The sequence below is a fragment of the Paenarthrobacter nicotinovorans genome, assembly GCF_021919345.1.
Classification (GTDB): domain Bacteria; phylum Actinomycetota; class Actinomycetes; order Actinomycetales; family Micrococcaceae; genus Arthrobacter; species Arthrobacter nicotinovorans.
This window is the reverse complement of the sequence record NZ_CP089293.1, coordinates 3,301,787-3,318,900: the sequence shown is the minus strand read 5'-3', so window position 1 is coordinate 3,318,900 and position 17,114 is coordinate 3,301,787. Positions and strand designations below refer to the sequence as shown.

Annotated in this window: 18 protein-coding genes; 5 read left to right on the top strand and 13 right to left on the bottom strand. The window is 63.2% G+C overall.

Features of this window, described 5'->3' with window-relative positions:
• Positions 1-284 precede the first annotated feature (284 nt).
• On the bottom strand, positions 285-1,796 hold the full coding sequence (locus JMY29_RS15410) for a sigma-70 family RNA polymerase sigma factor (protein ID WP_189075363.1): 1,512 nt from the start codon (positions 1,794-1,796) through the stop codon (positions 285-287).
• Positions 1,797-2,239: 443 nt separating this feature from the next.
• On the opposite strand from JMY29_RS15410, the gene JMY29_RS15405 reads away from it, so the two are divergent.
• Positions 2,240-3,544, top strand: coding sequence for a GAF domain-containing protein (locus JMY29_RS15405; RefSeq protein WP_018776915.1), 1,305 nt, complete (start codon positions 2,240-2,242; stop codon positions 3,542-3,544).
• A gap of 72 nt (positions 3,545-3,616) precedes the next feature.
• Here JMY29_RS15405 and JMY29_RS15400 read toward each other — a convergent pair whose 3' ends face one another.
• On the bottom strand, positions 3,617-4,639 hold the full coding sequence (locus tag JMY29_RS15400; RefSeq protein WP_189075362.1) for an aldo/keto reductase: 1,023 nt from the start codon (positions 4,637-4,639) through the stop codon (positions 3,617-3,619).
• Positions 4,640-4,659: 20 nt separating this feature from the next.
• On the bottom strand, positions 4,660-5,556 hold the full coding sequence (locus JMY29_RS15395) for an aldo/keto reductase (RefSeq protein ID WP_189075361.1): 897 nt from the start codon (positions 5,554-5,556) through the stop codon (positions 4,660-4,662).
• A gap of 92 nt (positions 5,557-5,648) precedes the next feature.
• Here JMY29_RS15395 and JMY29_RS15390 point away from each other — a divergent pair, with 92 nt between their 5' ends.
• Complete coding sequence (locus JMY29_RS15390) at positions 5,649-6,530, top strand: helix-turn-helix transcriptional regulator (RefSeq protein ID WP_018776912.1); 882 nt, start codon at positions 5,649-5,651, stop codon at positions 6,528-6,530.
• 80 nt (positions 6,531-6,610) lie between these two features.
• Here JMY29_RS15390 and JMY29_RS15385 read toward each other — a convergent pair whose 3' ends face one another.
• Positions 6,611-7,666, bottom strand: a complete 1,056-nt coding sequence (locus JMY29_RS15385) for a 2,3-butanediol dehydrogenase (protein WP_018776911.1) — start codon at positions 7,664-7,666, stop codon at positions 6,611-6,613.
• A gap of 11 nt (positions 7,667-7,677) precedes the next feature.
• A complete protein-coding gene (locus JMY29_RS15380; protein ID WP_189075360.1) occupies positions 7,678-9,468 on the bottom strand; it encodes an NAD(P)/FAD-dependent oxidoreductase in 1,791 nt (596 codons plus the stop codon).
• 329 nt (positions 9,469-9,797) lie between these two features.
• Between JMY29_RS15380 and JMY29_RS15375 the strand changes: the two genes are divergently transcribed.
• Positions 9,798-10,190: a hypothetical protein gene (locus JMY29_RS15375; protein WP_189075359.1), complete on the top strand. Its 393-nt coding sequence runs from the start codon at positions 9,798-9,800 to the stop codon at positions 10,188-10,190.
• Between the two features lie 79 nt (positions 10,191-10,269).
• On the opposite strand, the gene JMY29_RS15370 is transcribed toward JMY29_RS15375, so the two are convergent.
• Positions 10,270-10,521 carry a hypothetical protein gene (locus tag JMY29_RS15370; protein ID WP_055971322.1) on the bottom strand — a complete coding sequence of 84 codons (252 nt, stop codon included), beginning with the start codon at positions 10,519-10,521 and terminating at the stop codon, positions 10,270-10,272.
• A gap of 95 nt (positions 10,522-10,616) precedes the next feature.
• Between JMY29_RS15370 and JMY29_RS15365 the strand changes: the two genes are divergently transcribed.
• Positions 10,617-12,080 carry a protein adenylyltransferase SelO gene (locus tag JMY29_RS15365; protein WP_189075358.1) on the top strand — a complete coding sequence of 488 codons (1,464 nt, stop codon included), beginning with the start codon at positions 10,617-10,619 and terminating at the stop codon, positions 12,078-12,080.
• Positions 12,081-12,466: 386 nt separating this feature from the next.
• On the opposite strand, the gene JMY29_RS15360 is transcribed toward JMY29_RS15365, so the two are convergent.
• From JMY29_RS15360 to JMY29_RS15345, 4 genes are all read right to left on the bottom strand, one after another.
• Entirely contained in the window at positions 12,467-12,874 is a 408-nt protein-coding gene (locus tag JMY29_RS15360; protein ID WP_018776907.1) for a MarR family winged helix-turn-helix transcriptional regulator, read from the bottom strand.
• 85 nt (positions 12,875-12,959) lie between these two features.
• Positions 12,960-13,367: an ASCH domain-containing protein gene (locus JMY29_RS15355; RefSeq protein WP_079580906.1), complete on the bottom strand. Its 408-nt coding sequence runs from the start codon at positions 13,365-13,367 to the stop codon at positions 12,960-12,962.
• Between the two features lie 20 nt (positions 13,368-13,387).
• A complete protein-coding gene (locus JMY29_RS15350; RefSeq protein WP_189075357.1) occupies positions 13,388-13,852 on the bottom strand; it encodes a hypothetical protein in 465 nt (154 codons plus the stop codon).
• A 165-nt stretch (positions 13,853-14,017) separates the two neighbouring features.
• The gene (locus tag JMY29_RS15345) at positions 14,018-14,599 is read right to left on the bottom strand and encodes a DUF1349 domain-containing protein (RefSeq protein ID WP_018776904.1); all 582 of its coding nucleotides are present in this window, start codon (positions 14,597-14,599) and stop codon (positions 14,018-14,020) included.
• A gap of 205 nt (positions 14,600-14,804) precedes the next feature.
• Between JMY29_RS15345 and JMY29_RS15340 the strand changes: the two genes are divergently transcribed.
• Positions 14,805-15,218, top strand: a complete 414-nt coding sequence (locus JMY29_RS15340; RefSeq protein ID WP_039242673.1) for a DUF7793 family protein — start codon at positions 14,805-14,807, stop codon at positions 15,216-15,218.
• Here JMY29_RS15340 and JMY29_RS15335 read toward each other — a convergent pair.
• The 3 genes from JMY29_RS15335 to JMY29_RS15325 all read right to left on the bottom strand — a co-directional run bounded on the left by JMY29_RS15335 (position 15,202) and on the right by JMY29_RS15325 (position 17,100).
• Complete coding sequence (locus JMY29_RS15335; RefSeq protein WP_189075356.1) at positions 15,202-15,960, bottom strand: cation diffusion facilitator family transporter; 759 nt, start codon at positions 15,958-15,960, stop codon at positions 15,202-15,204. The genes JMY29_RS15340 and JMY29_RS15335 overlap by 17 nt on opposite strands.
• On the bottom strand, positions 15,957-16,283 hold the full coding sequence (locus JMY29_RS15330) for an ArsR/SmtB family transcription factor (protein WP_110503748.1): 327 nt from the start codon (positions 16,281-16,283) through the stop codon (positions 15,957-15,959). Before JMY29_RS15330 ends, JMY29_RS15335 begins: the two co-directional genes overlap by 4 nt.
• 79 nt (positions 16,284-16,362) lie before the next feature.
• Positions 16,363-17,100: a GAF and ANTAR domain-containing protein gene (locus JMY29_RS15325; protein WP_018776902.1), complete on the bottom strand. Its 738-nt coding sequence runs from the start codon at positions 17,098-17,100 to the stop codon at positions 16,363-16,365.
• Positions 17,101-17,114: the final 14 nt, after the last annotated feature.

Here is a 17,114-nt window from a genome sequence, read left to right as displayed (position 1 = left end):
TCTACTTCCGTAGCCCGCGTCTGGGCGCGCGCCATCAACAATTCGGTCTGGTTTGCCTCCCAAAGCCTCTTTGATGCCGTTTCGGCACAACTGTGATGCGTCCGGCTAACCGGCAGGCACACAGGAGTCAGCGCCGTTACGATGAACGGTTCGCCGATGAAACGGAGTCAGGGCACAAGCCCTTCAAGATGTATACGGCTGTCACTTAAAAACGTGACGCGGGAATTCGAAAGTTTTTTTATTCAGTCCTTGTCCGGGGACCACGGGCAGTTTCGGAGTGGAAGCTACGGAGTGCAGAACCACCACCACCAGGGGCAGGGTTCCCCTGGTGTGACGGTAGGAGTGGGCGTGGGTGTTGGCACACTTGTGCTGGTCGGCGTGGGGGTGGGTGCCACAGTGGGTGTTTGCGTTGGCGTTGCCGTGGGGCTTGGCTGGTGCGTTTCGCTGGGGCTCGGCCCAGGAGTGGCGTTTGTAGGCAGGGGTGTGCTCGTCGGCAGGGATGTCGGGGAGAAGCCCGGCGTGGGACCGGCGATGGTCGGCGCTGCCGTGGTGCCTTGTTGTGGGAACCTGGGTTCCTCCCTGGGGGTGGTCTCCGGCGTCGAACCGGCGGGGGAGTCCGTTGGAATCGGGCGGATGGATACAGGCAGCGGGACTTGGAGTGCTTCGGCACGTGGCTGGTCCAGTGAGATCACGGCGTAATCCGGACTGACCCCTGCCGGCGGCACCCCGGCGCTGCCCGGACCCGGGCCGCCGTCCGCTGGGGTGCCTCCTGCCGGCGGCGCGCCAAGGGGTCCCGCTTCGGCCGGAGAATTCGCCGCATCCGTAGCTGACGGGGTTGAACCCAAGCCTGTCGCGACGGCGATAGCGCCGGTTGCCACGCAGGCAACCACGGCGATGGCGGCGGCCCACGCTCCGATTCCCATTCCAGCGGAGTGCGCTGCGGAACCGGTGGTGGCTTGGGCTCCGGGAAGTTGTGTGCCTGTCGTGGCGGGCAAGGCTACGGCTCCGGAACCAATCATCACGGGCACGGCGGCCGGTCCCACCAGCCAGGGCGCGACAGCCCGCCGCATCGTGGACCGAACATCCATCAGGGCCGTGGCAGCTGAGGTGCAGGCGAGGCATTTTGCGAGGTGCTTCTGCAGCCGCACGTCTTCAAACGGAGACAATCCGTCGACTACCGACTTGGCCAGCAGCGGCACATACGGCTTGCACGTCTCATCGAGGGAGGAATCCACGTAGGCCTCCAGATAAGCCAACCGGAGTCCCTTTCGGGCCCGGGCTGCAATGGCTGAAACGGCGTTGGGTTCGAGGCCCAGCAGCGGCCCTACCTGGCGGGGCCGTTCGCCTTCGACGTCCACATGCCACAACACGGTCTGCCAACGGGCCGGCAAGGACGCGAAAGCAGCGCCGGCCAGTTCCCGGTCCTTCTCGTGCAGGATGTCCTCGTAGCCGTCCTCGTCGTGGGGCAACTCCATCGGCTCCTCCACGAGTTCGTGGCGTGAGCGTGCTGTCCAATGATCCGCAGCTGAGGTCTTGATGGCCCGCAGGAGATAGGGACGGAAGGGGCCATCCGGTCCGTTTCCCCGCTGGATGGCATGAATGACCTTGAGGAAGGCCTCGGAGCTGACGTCATCGGCGTCGAAGCCGTTGCCCAATAGCTTCTTGGCGTAGGAAAGCCCGGCAGCGGCATGGCGCCGGTAAAGCTCTTCGATGGCCGCGGCGTCCTGGCCCTGGACGGAAGAGATCAGTTCTTCGTCCGATGGGTTCTCCGGTGTTTTCCCGGTATGCCCGGTCATGGCTTTTTACCGGTGAAAGCCTGGCTGGGCCTGCCCGAAGGCACTAAAAGGTGCTTGCGTGTGTTTTTCATCGTTCTGTATCGCCCCCATAGCGTTTTCAAAACCGGCTTTAGCGGAAACGGCAATTGCGCCTGTTTCCGGACACGACAGCGCGTTTCCCATCAATGGGATTCCTGGCATGGTTATTGGCGAGCCGTTTGGACCCCTCCAGGCTCTTCTGCCCGCTGACGCGTAGCCGTTCTTCCTGCATCCTATACGAGAAGCATGAATGCGAAATTGGGCCGAATTACGCAACGGACCGGACTCCGGGGAGATGGTGATGTCCGGACGGTCGGCGTGGTGACCCGCACCACATCCGGGGCTTGCCCGGTCTACACTGGGAAGGCGGCGCACGCTCCTGGAACGTGGTCCGGGCAATTCGATGGTGAATTGGAGGAAACTGCATGCCAAGTGTCACTGCCGCTGCAGCGCGCATGGATGGTCTGAGGCTTTCCGCGCCGTCGGAGTACGCCCGCATCCTTCGCAAAGCCCACGAAGCCACGATTTCCGGGCGTCCTGATCCCCGCATCCCGCAGTCCCTCCTGGAGTCCTGGCAGCGCTCCTTGGCGTTGGGGATCAATCCTGAGCGGCACAGTCCGCTCCGTCGCCACGAGGTGGAGGATGCCCGCAAGCTCGGCGCCGGCCATCCCTTGGCCCCTGTCATGCCGGCGCTCACGCAACTTCTTGCGGACGAATCCGCTGACGGCCGGCACCTCCTGATCGTCACGGACCAGCTGGGTGAGGTGCTGTGGCGGGTGGGCAGCAGCCATGCGCTTCGACAGGCCGATTCATTGGAGTTCGTTGAAGGGGCGGACTGGTCAGAGTCCGGGATCGGCACCAATGCCATCAGTGAGGCCCTGATTACAGGGGCACCGGCCCAGCTCCTTTCAGCCGAGCACCTCGTGCGTTCCCATCACGAGTGGGCCTGCACCGCGTCTCCCATCCGTGACCCGCACAGCAACCGGATCCTCGGAATCCTGGATGTATCCGGGCCCATCGACTCGGTAACTCCGGACAGCCTGCGCATGGTGCGTTGCGCCGTCCGGCTGGCCGAGGAGCTTTTGCGTACCGCCGGTCCGCGCACACCTCATGCGGCTCCCACCCGTGCAGACAAAAGAACACCCGCAACGCTGAAACTGAACTTGTTGGGGGACGCCCCGACAGCAGAGGTCGACGGCGGTGTGCGGCTGCCGCTGACGCTCCGGCGTGCTGAAATCCTGGCTTTGCTTGCCTCACGTTCGGGTGGTTGGAGCGCTGACGAGTTGGCCTACCAGGTGCATGGCGAGGATGGTGCCGCAGCTTCCGTCCGCACCGAGATGCACCGGATCCGCGCCGTCCTGGGAAAGGTCCTGGAGGCCAACCCCTATCGCTTTGCGGCCGGACTGACGGTGATAACCGACGTCTCCACCGTGACCGAACATCTGCGGAAGGCCCGCATCGCCGAAGCTCTCCAGGCTTACAACGCTCCGCTCCTTGCCCGCTCAGGAAACCTCGCCATCGAGCTCCTCCGCGACGAACTCAACGCAGCGATCAGCGCATCGGTGCGGGCCACCGGCGACCAGGACCTCATCCTGCAATGGGGCTCCAGCGACATGGGGGCCGATGATTTCGAAGCGTTGGCGGCCGCGCAGGCAGCGGCCGGCAATGATCCCCGCCTTGGAATGCTGCAGGCGAGGATGGCCAGGCGCGACCGCGAATTCCGGGCGTAGCGGGACCCTGAAAATGCACGACGACGCCGCCCGCCGGGTGAGGCGGGCAGCGCCGTCGTCGATGTGTTCCTGTCAGCGGCGCCTGCGCGCCCGGGGTGTGAGTTCGTGCGCGCCGTAGCTGTTGTCGTCCGGGTTGACCGTGACGCCGGGTTCCACGATCTCGTCGATGCGGTCCAGGACGTCTGCGGTGAGAGCGACTGAGGCCGCCGGAAGATAGGACTCCAGCTGTGCCATGGTCCGCGGGCCAACAATCGCGGAGGTGATGCCGGGATGATTGATGACAAAGGCAATGGCGAGCTCTATGAGGCTAAGCCCGGACTCTTCGGCCAGTTGCGCCAGGTCTTCAACGAGATCGAGTTTGCGCTGGTTCGCGAACCTCGTCATGTCGAACCTGGCGCTCGGACGCGCACTTGATGTGGGCGAAGATGCTGAATCTTTCCGCCATCGACCCGAAAGCCAACCGCCGGCAAGGGGACTGTAGCTGAGGGTGCCCATCCCATGGCGCTGGACGGTGGGAAGGACGTCTTCTTCTATCCCGCGCGCAAGAATCGAGTAAGGCGGTTGCTCGGTGACGAAGCGCTCCAGGTTCCGTTCCCGCGCCGCCCATTGTGCCTCCACGATTTGGGATCCTGAGTAGGACGAGGAGCCGATGTAACGGACCTTGCCCTGGCGGACCAGGTCCGTGAGGGCACCCAGCGTTTCCTCCACATCGGTGTCGGGACTGGGGCGATGGACCTGGTACAGGTCGATGTAATCGGTGTTGAGGCGGCGCAGGGAGTTCTCCACCTCACGGATGATCCACCGGCGGGAACCGCCACTCTGGTTGGGATCGTCAGGGTTCATGGGCATGAAGAACTTGGTGGCGAGAAAAACGTCGTCCCGCCTGCCCTCGATTGCCTTCCCCACGATTTCTTCAGAGGTGCCACCGGAATAGACGTCAGCGGTGTCGATGAAGTTGATGCCGGCGTCCAAGGCCCGGTGAATGATGCGGGTGGCGTCGGCGTGGTCATTGTTGCCCCAGGGACCGAACATCATGGCACCCAGGCACAGGGGGCTGACCCTGACGCCGGTGCGTCCCAGAAGACGGTATTCCATAGCGGTTCCTTTGCTCGGTTCTAGGCTTCGGGGATGACCATGGCGAAGCGCTCTTCGCGGGCTACGTCAGGGTCCGGTCCATTGCGGACGCCCGTGTCCAGGGCATCGATGGCGGCAAGTTCTTCCGGGCTGAGTTCGAAGTCGAAGACGTCGAAGTTCTCGGCGATGCGTGCAGGGTTGGTCGATTTCGGAATGGCTGACCGGCCCTGCTGCAGGTGCCAGCGAAGCATGACCTGGGCAGGACTCTTGCCATGCTTGCGGGCAACATCGGCAATGGTGGGGTCTTCCATGACGTTCCGGCGGGCTTCGCCCCAGCCGGGGTAGAACGTGATCCCACCGATCGGTGACCAGGCCTGGGTGAGTATGCCGTGCTCCGCGTCCGCTTCCTGGACGTCCCTTTGGATGAAGTACGGGTGCAGCTCCACCTGGTTGAGTGCGGGGACGATGTCCGTTGCGGCCAGGAGCTGCTTCAGGTGGTGGGGCATGAAGTTGCTGACGCCGATGGCACGCACCTTTCCTTCGGCGAGCAGGCTCTCCAGTGCTTTGTAGGCGGCGATGACCTTGTCGAAGCGGTCCGGAGCGGGCTGGTGCAGGATCAGCAGGTCCAGGTGATCAACGCCCAGTTTGGCCGCAGCCTTCTCCCAGGCGTGCCGTGTCTGCTCGTAGCCGTAGTCGCTGACCCAGACCTTGGTTTCGATGAACACCTCGGACCGGTCCAGGCCGCTGTTGCGGATGCCTTCGCCGACTTCCCGCTCGTTGCCGTAGGCAGCGGCCGTGTCGATGTGCCGGTAGCCGGTGGCCAGTGCAGCTTCCACCGCCGCTGTTGTCTGCTCAGGGGGACTTTGGAAGACACCCAGGCCCAGGGCGGGCATCGTGACGCCGTTGTTGAGAGTAAGTTCGGTATTCATGTTTCCCATGGAACAGCACTTCCAAGCACTCCGGGAGTAACTCTTGTTCAGGGTAATGTCAGTGCCTCCCACCCCGGGCTGGCCCCGCGTAGCGTAGAGCCATGACACTCAGCGACGACGTTCGCAAATTCCTGACCTCCCGCCGTGCACGGATCACGCCGGAAGAGGCCGGCCTGCCCGCATACGGAGGCAAGCGCCGGGTGACCGGACTGCGCCGCGAAGAGGTGGCGATGCTCGCCGGCATGAGCGTTGACTACTACATCAGGCTTGAGCGCGGTAATCTCTCGGGCGCCTCGGACAACGTCCTGGAGGCGCTCGCCCGGGCCTTGAAGCTTGACGACGCCGAGACGGCCCACCTTTTTGACCTGGCCCGCTCCACCGCGGCGTCGCCGCGGGTTCGCCGCAAGAGCAGTCCCCGGACGGTGCGTCCCAGCGTGCAGCGCGTCATTGATGCCATCAGTTCGGCACCGGCTTGGGTCCGCAATGATCGCGGTGATGTCCTTGCGTCCAACGAACTGGGCCGCGCTCTCTACATGGACATGATGGCTGAGCGTCCCGGTCCGCCGAACAGTGCCCGGTTTACGTTCCTCAATCCGAAGGCCCGTGAGTTCTTCATCGATTGGGAGCGCAGTGCTGACGACATCGTCGCGGCACTGCGCTCGGCCGCGGGCAGGAACCCCTACGACAAAGACCTCAGCGATCTCGTCGGTGAGCTTTCGACCCGCAGTGAGGAGTTCGGCACGCGGTGGGCCCGGCACGATGTGAAGTACCACCGGACCGGACGCAAGCGTCTTCACCATCCCATCGTGGGCGATCTGGACCTCAGCTACGAGGCCCTGGAACTGGCGGCAGATCCAGGGCTGCGGATCAATGTCTACACCGCCGAGGAAGACACGCCCTCCGCCGATGCGCTGAAAGTACTTGCCAGCTGGGTCGCCACCCAGCGTGAAACGACCAAGGCGGCTGTCAACGAGGAGCAGTAATCCGCCGGCGCTCCTGGCGCCGGCGGATATGCCCAAGGATGGAGGTTCCTAGGGATGGACCTACCTAGGGGTGGACCTACCTAGGGATGGACGAGGATCTTCACCGCGGTGTCATTGTGGTGGATGAGCGTATTGAAGCCTTGCTCCACCAGGTCTTCCAACGCAATCCTCGCCGTGATGAAGGGCTCCAGATTTACCTTTCCCTCCTGGACCAGCTTGATGGCCTCGGCATGGTCCCGGACGTAGGCTATGGTGCCGCGCAGATCGATCTCCTTCAGCACGATCTTCTGCATGTCCACTGTCGCCGGCCGGCCCCAAATGGAAACGTTCACCACCACACCTGCGGGTTTCACCGCCGTCAGGAGCGTATCCAGCACCGCGTTGACTCCGGCGCACTCGAAAGCCACGTCCGCGCCCACGCCGTCTGTCAGCTCCAACAGCCGTGCCTGCAGATCCTCCTGGCCGGGGTCGATGACATAGTCGGCCACCCCGCTGGAGATGGCTTTGTCTTTCCGGGCCGCACTGAGTTCGCTGATCACCGTGGTGACCCCCTGGCTCTTCAATACAGCGGCCGTCAGCAGCCCGATGGGTCCTGAGCCACCCACCAAGGCAACGTCTCCGGGCTTGGCACCGCTGCGGGCGACCGCATGGTGGGCCACGGACAGGGGCTCGATCAAGGCGGCTTGATCCAGCGGGATGTTGCCGACTTTGTGGACCCACCTGGTGTCCACAACCACCATGCCGCCCAGGCCTCCACCTCCGCCGGAGAGCCCAATGAAGCCCATTTTGGTGCAGAGGTGATAGTTCCCCGCCTTGCAGGGCGGACACTCGTCGCACACGAAATAGGGTTCCACGACTACGTTGTCGCCCACCGAGAGCGCCTGGACACCCTCGCCAACGTCCACGATTGTTCCGGAGAATTCGTGGCCCATGGTCACCGGGGCTTCTTCCCCCGAGAGGGGATGAGGGTGTCCGGGGGCCGGGACAAAGATGGGCCCTTCCAAGTACTCGTGGAGATCGGTTCCGCAGATGCCGCACCACGCCACCTGGATCTTGACGGTGCCGGGTCGTACCTCCGGCTCCGGGACGTCGTCGATCCTGATGTCGTTGCGTCCGTGGAATCTTGCTGCTTTCACAATCGGCTCCTTCAGCGGGTGTGGTGGGATGGCTGCAGGCTGTACACGGGGGTGGGGAGCCCTTCCATCCGGGCCTTGAGCTGCAGGGCGAGGTACTTGGAGTAGTGCCGGCTTTGGTGCAGGTTTCCGCCGTGGATCCAGAGGTTCTCCACGTTGGTGGGTTTCCACATATTGCGCAGTTCTCCTTCCCAGGGCCCGGGGTCTTTGGGGGTGTCGGAGCCGTACCCCCAGCACTTGCCCACTTGGTCTGCCACTTCGGGTGAGACGAGGTCGGCGAGCCAGCCGTTCATGGAGCCGTAACCGGTTGCGTAGATGATCACGTCGGCTTCGAGTTCGTCGCCGTTGTCCATGATCACGGCGTTGCCGGTAATTTTGCTGACCTGGCCGTTGGCGAGCTTCACGCGGCCGTCGATGATCAGCTGCGATGCGCCGACGTCGATGTAGTAGCCGGAGCCGCGCCTGAGGTACTTGAGGAACAGGCCGGAACCGTCCACTCCGAAGTCCAGCTCAAATCCGGCGGCTTCGAGCTGGGAGTAGAACCCGGCGTCGCGCTTTGCCATCTTCTGGTACACCGGCACCTGGGCCTCCGGAAGGATGCGGTAGGGCAGGGAAGCGAAGAGGAGGTCGGCCTTTTCGGTGGTCACTCCGTTGGCCAGTGCCTTTTCGGAATAGAGATCGCCGAGGGCCAGGTCCATCAGGGATTCGCTCCGGGCGATGTGGGTGGATGAACGTTGGACCATGGTCACGTCCGCTCCGTGCTCCCAGAGGTCCGCGCAGATATCGTGGGCGGAATTGTTGGAGCCGATCACTACTGCTTTCTTGCCGGTCCAGTCCCCACCGCCGGGGTGCTTGGAGGAGTGGTATTGCTCCCCAAGGAAGGAGTCGGCGCCGTCAAAGACCGGGATGTTGGGGTAGCCGGAAACGCCCAAGGCGAAGACAAGCTGCCGGGGACGCAAGGTGACCCGTTCGCCGTCGCGGATGACGGTGACCTCCCACGTACCGCTTTCCTCATCCCACCGAGCTTTGGTGCATTCGGTATTGGACCAGTAGTTGAGCTCCATGATGCTGGTGTAGTGCTCGAGCCAGTCGCCGATCTTGTCCTTGGCTGCGAAGACCGGCCAGTCGTCGGGGAAGTTCAGATACGGCAGGTGGTCGTACCAGACGGGGTCGTGCAGGTGGAGGGACTTGTACCGGTTGCGCCAGGCGTCACCGGGACGGGCGTTCTTGTCCACAATGATGGTGGGCACGCCCAGTCTCCGGAGCCGTGCACCGAGGCCGATGCCGCCCTGCCCGCCGCCAATGACCAGGGCGTAGGGCTGGTCCTCATAGCCGAGCCTGGCAGCTTCTTCCTCTTTGCGTTCCAGCCAGGACTTCCGGCCTTTTTCGATACTGTGGGCCACTCCTTGTTCGCGGTGGGGACCCTTCCTTTCTTCGTATCCTTTGAGCTCCTGCATGGTTGTCAGCAGTGTCCAGCACTTTCCGTTGCGGAGCCGCAGGTGTGCGTAGCCCTTTCCTTGCAGGGTCTCGAAATTGACCCAGGATTCGGGGTTCATGGCGTCGCCCGCGGCGTCCTCGGCCAAGGCCCAGTTGGATGGCTGGACATCGCCGAGCACGGCCTCCAGCATGTCCTTGATCCCGGCCTTGCCCTCAAGGGTCTTGAGGTTCCAGGTGAAGGAGACGAAGTCGCGCCAATACGATTCGTCATCAAACAGCGCCAGTGCTGCTTCGATGTCCCGGCTGCGCAGGGCTGCGTCGAACTGCGCCAGCCAGGTTTCCATAGCACCGTTGGGTGTGTCAGGCATGATTCCTCTTTCCGTTGCTTGCGAGTGGACACCATCCGGCACATCATTCGTTGGAAAGTGGCCCACGTCACAAGTAAAGGGCGGAGGGGGTTACAAGAGGGTTACACGGGACGTTGGGGGTGAAAACTACCCTCCAACAACGGAGTATTCGCTCTTCAGCTTCGTGGTCAGGCGCTCGACGTTCCAGGGGACTGGCGGGGGAGCGATCGATGGTGGCGATGTACGACGGCGGACGCGTCACCGTCCGCTGGTGCCCGCCCAGGGTTAGGCTGGGGTTTCATAAGTTTTGGGGGGAATGAATGAGACGTGGCTGGACGCTTTGCTGCGCAATGGTCATCCTGTTGGCCTTGTCCTCATGTGCCCGGCCCGGCATCGAGGAACTGGGACGAAGCGCCATCCGGGACCGCGCTGCAGAGGGTATGGACTGGTTCATCGGGTTTACCGCGGCCACGGATACGTCCGACAGGGACGCCGTGCGCTCAAAGTTGCAGGGAACCAGCGTCACTTACTCGTTCGGTTGGGAGGCCGACGGCAACTTCCATGCCGACCGGTACTTCCGCGAACACCTAACCACCAGTGGGGGTTGGTGGGCTGAACAGCGAACCGTCAGCGCGTGTGTGCGATACACAGCAAAACCCGGAGGGCCGGTGATGGCATCCGTGGTCTGTCCGGACAGGCTCCCGTTCACGGAGCGGGTCGACGAGCATGTCACCATTCCTTGAGCCGGACCTGGCGGGTGTTAATCCCTGTTGGCTAGCTCTTTCAGCCGTAAAGGCCGGAAAAGAGGGGAATGCGCCCCGCCTAAATGTTGAACGGCTTGAGCACTACCATGACCACGATCGCCAGGACGATATCAAGGACAGCCAGCACGATCCCAGCAGTGGCCTTGACGCCTTGGGTCTCGGCTTTGCGGGCAAAGATAAAGGCCGCGATGCCCAAGGGAATTCCCAGGATGAACATGCCGATGACGCCCAGGATGATTGAGGTCTTCTTATACGACTGGCCGAGCCTTCGTTGAATCTCGGTCTCGGTGGTGTCGGTTGTAGTAGTCACGGTTTGAAGGATAACCTGCGGACACCCTGAGTCTTGCAGTCCGCGTCCCTCAGCATCCTTACCACCCCCGCCCAAAACCGCCCTATCCTTAATTGATGAGCCACTCCGCCGAATCGACCATTGCCTTCGAGGGCCACTTCGCCCGCGACTTCCCCGAGCTGGCTGTTCCGTGGCGGGCGGAGGAGGCCCCGGATCCGCAGCTTCTGCTGGTCAATGAACCACTCGCCGTCGAACTTGGCTTTGACCCTGGTTTCCTGCGGAGCCCGGAGGGCGTGCGGCTGCTGATCGGCAACGCCCTGCCGGAGGATGCAACCCCGGTGGCACAGGGCTATTCCGGGCACCAGTTCGGTTTTTATTCGCCGCGGTTGGGGGACGGGCGCGCGCTGCTTTTGGGTGAGGTCGCCGACGCTGACGGGAAGCTACGCGACATCCATTTGAAGGGTTCCGGCCGGACGCCATTCGCGCGGAACGGCGATGGCCGGGCCGTCGTCGGACCCATGCTGCGCGAGTACATCGTCAGCGAAGCGATGCACGCCCTGAATATTCCGACCACCAGGTCCTTGGCGGTCGTCGCCACGGGCCTATCGGTCCAGCGCGAGACGGTCCTCCCGGGCGCGGTCCTCACCCGCGTGGCGAGCAGCCACATCCGGGTGGGCAGCTTCCAGTACGCGAGGGCCGGCAACGACATCGAACTGTTGCGCCGCCTGGCCGACCATGCAATCGAACGCCACCACCCGTCGTCGAGCACTGAAGACAATCCGTACCTCGCCCTGCTCAAGGGCGTCATAGCGGTCCAGGCGCGGCTTGTAGCCCAGTGGATGCTGGTGGGCTTCGTCCACGGCGTCATGAACACGGACAACATGACGGTGTCCGGCGAAACCATCGACTACGGTCCATGCGCCTTCATGGACGGGTTCGATCCCGGTGCGGTGTACAGCTCCATCGATGAGCAGGGCCGGTACGCCTACCGCAACCAGCCGGTGGTGGCCGAGTGGAACCTGGCCCGGTTCGCGGAATCGCTGGCGCCCTTGATCCATGATGACGAGGAGCAGGCGGTGGCGCTCGCCGTCGAAGCACTGGGCGGTTTCCGGCAGCAGTACAGCGCTGCCTGGTTCAGTGGCCTGCAAGCCAAGCTGGGGCTTCCGGAGGGAATCGACGACGCCGTTGCCTCGCCTTTGGTGGATGACCTCCTTGGGCTGGTCCAGGAGGCGCGCGCCGATTACACCTCGTTCTTCCGCAACCTCGGCGAAGCTGCCCGCGGGAATGCCGAACTCGTCCGCGGCGTGCTTCTCGACCTCCCGGCGTTTGACGACTGGCTGGAGCGGTGGCGGGCCCAGAAGCCCGACGCTGATGCCATGGACAGGGTCAACCCGATCTACATCCCGCGGAACCATCTTGTGGAAGAGGCACTCGCGGCTGCGACGAACGGGGACACCGGCCCGACGGCGGAACTGCTGGAGGCGCTCGGTTCGCCTTATTCGGAACGCCCCGGGCTGGAGAAGTTCGCGGTTCCGGCGCCTGAGAGTTTCGGCCCGTACCGGACTTTCTGCGGCACGTAGGTTAAATGCCAAGGGGAAGCGACCCGGCTGGGTCGCTTCCCCTTGGCATTGTCCTTTGCCTTTAGCTCCAGACGGCCCTGACTACCATGTCTGCACCGGCAGCCAGGTGGTTGCCGGTGTGCCCTGCATCCAGAACACAGACATCCTCTGATTCAGGCGCGCCTGTTGATACAAGGCATTCTGCTGCCCTGAAGCTAAGAAGGTCTACGGGGAGGCTGTCGCCTATTCGAAGTTCACTCATGATGCCCTTTTGCTTGGTCCGGGCATCGCAGTACGTCACGCTGGCCCGGGGTGTGGAGATACGACTTTTGGAGCGCCGGACTTCATCAGCGGTACCTCCATACTGCCTTGCCGCGGAGGGTTCCGTCTACGCAGGCCCCTGAGAGCTAGTGGAAGGGGGTGTCCCGCACGATGGCCATGAGTTCGTCGCGCAGGCCCTCGGAGTCCAGATTGATGGTGGAGAGCACCGAGTTTTCCTGGCCGTGGGACTGTTCCAACAGGTCAAGGCCCAATGGGGTGATCGACACCAGTTGGCTGCGTCGGTCAAAGCGGTTGGGTTCTTTGAGGATGTATCCGCGGGCTTCGAGTCTGTTGAGGAGCGGGCCCATGGTCTGCGCCTGCACACGGACGTTCTGGGCCAGTTTTCCAGGGGTGATGGGCCCACCCGTTGCCACGGCATCGAGGGTGAGCACTGCCGGATAGGTGAGGCCAAGTGGGCGCAGTTTTTCGTTCCATGCCAGCTCCACCAGTCTCGCTGCCGTAGACAGCAACCGGCTGGTTGGCCAACGGTCCATATCAGGCATTCAGGCACCCCCGGCCTATCGCAAATAGTCAGCTTGCTTACTATGCTACATCAGCCGTTGGACGTAAGGGCGGTGGTCAACCGGCGACCCTGAATTGTTCAAGTACAACAAGTGATGAGTCGGTGATGGTGAAATCCTCGCCAAGCTCCGCCTTCATTGGCTCTGATGACCAGAATTCGGTGTGGCCGACCAGCCAATCTGTGACCGTAACGTACCCCTCTCCTTCGGCCAGCACGTGATCCAACGGAACATCGCGGAGTGGGACGATCCGGACCGCGGTAGTGTGAATCACCGCCACCCTCTGTCCATCCGAATCGATGACCGCACCCCTGTTTCCGACAACGGGCAGCGGTTCGTTGCCGACCTCGTATTCGTGGAGAAGGGAAGTTGTAGCAGTCTTGCGGCCAGCCAGGATCGCACTGACCAAGCGATCGCGAAGTGGCCCGGGGAAGGCGAATTCAACGATGGGGAGCTGTTCATGCATACGAACAGCTAATCACTAAGTCAGGAGAGCTCGAACGCCGGACGTCCGCCGCTTCGCTCGTCGCTGTGCACTTGCAAGGCCCGGCGCATGGCCTGGCGGTTTTCTTCCACCGCTTCGAGGTTGCCGGCCACCCGGTAGAGGTCCGCGGCCCACTGGAACTCGTCTGCAGCGGCACGGAAACGGGCTTCGTCGAACAGGCGGCGGCCAATGTGGTGGCGGACGTAGGCTTCCTCGTCGGGTGTCCGAACGGTCCGGAGCGCCTTTTCGTGAAGAACTGCGGCATCGTGCCAGCGGTATTGCCGTTGGTAGACCTGGGCGAGAATCAGCAGCAACTCGCGGCGGTCGGGGGAGTCGGGTAGAAGCTTGAAGCCTTCGTCCAGGGCTTCAGTGTCCCGGCGGAGCAAGCCCAGGTACCTTACGCGCTCCGTGGGCGGACAATCGCCGGCCAGTGCAGCTTCCACCACTGCGGCGCGGTCGATCACCACGTCGCGGAATGTCGAAGGGTCAGTACGCCAAAGACTTGCAGTATCTTCCACCGTGATGTGCCCCCCATAGGACTGTTACGGAGCCGACTGTGTTGCAGCCGCCGTCGATGGCAAGCTGCGGAAGTCTCCATAATCTCATGAAGTGACCACCCCGCAAGCCAATCGTCAGTGGAGCTGGCTGTCAGGGGGAGTAACCCGCCAGGAGTGGAACGGAACGGTGAGTCCGGCGCGGGTGGGGGCGCAGGTGAATGGGCCGGCGAAGGCGGCAAGCTCCGGGGAGAAAGGAACCACGCGCACCAGCTGCAGCGGGCCGGTCCCTGCCGCGGCCCGGATGGTCAGTGCGTCGCCCGAGCGGCTGATGCGCACACGGACCCGGCCGCCGTTCCATTCCGGGACCGGTGCCAAAGACCAGTCCGAGAAACGGTCGGTGACCACTGCGCCCAGTTGAGCGGCGCCGTCGGCGAATTCGACGCCCGCCTTGACCCAATGCCCGGCGCTGACGCGGACGAAAATCCCCGCCTGGTCGAACTGCTGCGAGAACGCGGCGGTGAACTCAACCTCCATGGCGCTGTCCAGCGGAAACGGGGCAAGCAGCGCGTGTTCGGTGTCGTGCACGAAACCGTAGGAGGTGACGCGCCAGGCGTCGCTGCCTTCGGCTGCGGTGACCAGCAGGTCGGTTCCATGCTCGACGACGGCGGCCGGCTGGTTGGTCCACTCGCCGCGGCTCCACGCTAGTTCCGTACTCACAGTGCTCCTTGTTTCCCGCGATCAGTGACTCCACTCTGACACATGGCACGACAGTGCCAATTGCGCGCGTACGGGTAGGTATCTCCTAGTGTCGACGGAGGCAAAAGGCAAGTACCGATTACTCGGGCGCAGGGCAGATAATTGTTCTTTACTAAGTCCAGCGGATCACCGCAGGGGCAGGAGACGGTTACGTAGGAGGTGCAGGATGGAACAGATTGAGTTGGACGACAGCGTCCTCCGTCTGGAAAAGGGTGTCCTGCATCTGGTGTGGAACCACGGCGTGCGCATCGAAGCGGGGAACGCCCGTGCGGCCGTGGATGCCGTCAATAGACTTGCGGACGGTCGGAAACTCCCGCTGCTGGTGGACATGGCTGCCACTGGGTTCCTGAGCCGTCGGGCGCGGGAAGTCTTCGAGGAACCGTGCGCCGCGTCCAGGATCGCGTTACTGGGAGAGAGCCCGGTGGACCGCACCGTGGTCCAGTACCAGCTTCACACCAGCAAGGTTCCATGCCCCACGATGTTTTTCACGTCGCGACTGGAGGCGTTGGGATGGCTGGCTGAAGCTTCCACTGCTGAGGGTGCGTCTGTTTCTGCCGGGCGGCCTACCGGCTTTCGATAGAGATCCCCGGGAGCGGGGTTGCCGAAGGTGCACACCCGGCACAGCAGGAATCTGTTGCTTCCGTTTCCTTGGTGCCGATAGTGACCGATTCACCCGTGCCTTTCGGGCGCTGCACCACAGGTGCGCAACAGCTGTCCCCCTGCCAGGCGTTGATGCCTTCCCTGACGGCGATACCGGCTATGACCAGTGCGGCGCCGGCGTCCGCCCACCACCACCCCAGGGTGCTGTTGAGCACCAGTCCGATCAGCAGGACAGCAGAAAGGTACGTGCACAGGAGCGTCTGTTTCGAATCGGCGACGGCGGTCCTTGAGCCGAGCTCCCGGCCCGCGGTGCGCTGTGCCCAGGACAGTACCGGCATGATGGCCAGGCTAAGGGCGGCAATGATGATGCCTGCGGTGGAGTGCCGGGCTTCTCCGGCCCCTGTCAGCGAGCGGACGGCGTCGAGGGCCACGAACGCGGCCAAGGCAAAGAAGGAAAGCGCGATCACCCGGAGGGTGAGATGTTCACGCCGTTCCGGATCCTTGCTGGAGAACTGCCAGGACAATGCCAAGGCGGACGTGACTTCGATGATTGAGTCGAGACCGAAGCCGACCAGCGCCGAGGAATCCGCTACGCCGCCGGCCCACAGCGCCACGGCGGCCTCGATGACGTTGTAGCTGATGGTGGCTGCAGCGAAAATCCGAATGCGGCGCATCAAGGTGAGCCGGCGCGCGGGGTGCATTGTTCCTTGGAATGTGCTCATGCGATGCAGCTCCCGTCGGGTGCGCAGCAGGCGGGATCGACGGAGAGGACGACGCTCATCAGGTCCTTGATGGCATGGCCCAGCCGGGGATCGGCGAGTTCATAGCGGGTACGGCGGCCGTCGGGGATCGCGACCACCAGTCCGCACCCTCTCAAGCACGTCAGGTGATTGGACATGCTTTGCCGTGATACGCCAATCGCGTCTGCCAAGTCGGACGGGAAGGACGGAGCCTCGGCAAGGGCCAACAGAACCTTGGCTCGGGTGGCGTCCGAGATCGCGTAGCCAAATCTGGCGAGGACCGGTGCGTTGGAGAGAACCTGCATAATTTTAGAGTACATCGATGAGTGTATTCATCCAATGATGTACATAAGGCCGTTACGCGGCTCTTTCGGGTTACTGCAACTAGTCCTCGAAGTTGAGCTTTCCGTCGCTGCTCCCGGTTACTCTTTCAACAATCTCTTCGGCCACGACGCGGAGTTTCTGGTTTCGGTGGCTGGAGGCGGTGGTCAACAGCTGGAACGCCTCGTCGTGTCCACAGCGGTTCTGGGCCATGATCACGCCGCAGGCAAGGTCAATCACTGTTCTGCTGGCCATGGCGGCCTTCAGGTCCGTGTTCAGCTGCTCTGTGGCTTCGATCCGGATAGCAAGGCGCAACGTGCTTCCGGCAACGTCCGCGAAATCGGTGGCCTCCCTGATGACGTCCTCGGTGAAGAGTCCCGGCGCCGGCGCGAAGAAGTTCAGAACTGCCTCCGAGGTTTCGCCCAGCATCATAGGCACCCCGAGGGCGCTGTGGACGCCTTCTGCTGCAAGGAGCCGGCTGTACTCGGGCCAGTCGATGTCAGTTTCGACGTCGGCCAGCAGCACCGGGCGCCCCTTGTCCAGGGCTTCCAGGCAGGGACCCTCCTTGAGGGTTTGTTCAATATGGTCCAGGTGCACAGCCTTCTCACTGCTGCCCGCAACGGTGGCTGTGCGTTTGCGCCGGCGAAGTGTCACGGCACAATCGATACGGGCTCCGCTGGCTTGGCTGATGGCAGTTGATGCGAACCGGGTCAGGCCATCGAGGATAGCCTTGATGTCCGCGGAGCCAGCCACCAGCTCGTGGAGCCCGCGGATGTGCTCGGTAGGGTCAAAGGTCTCCATGCGCCTAATGGTAG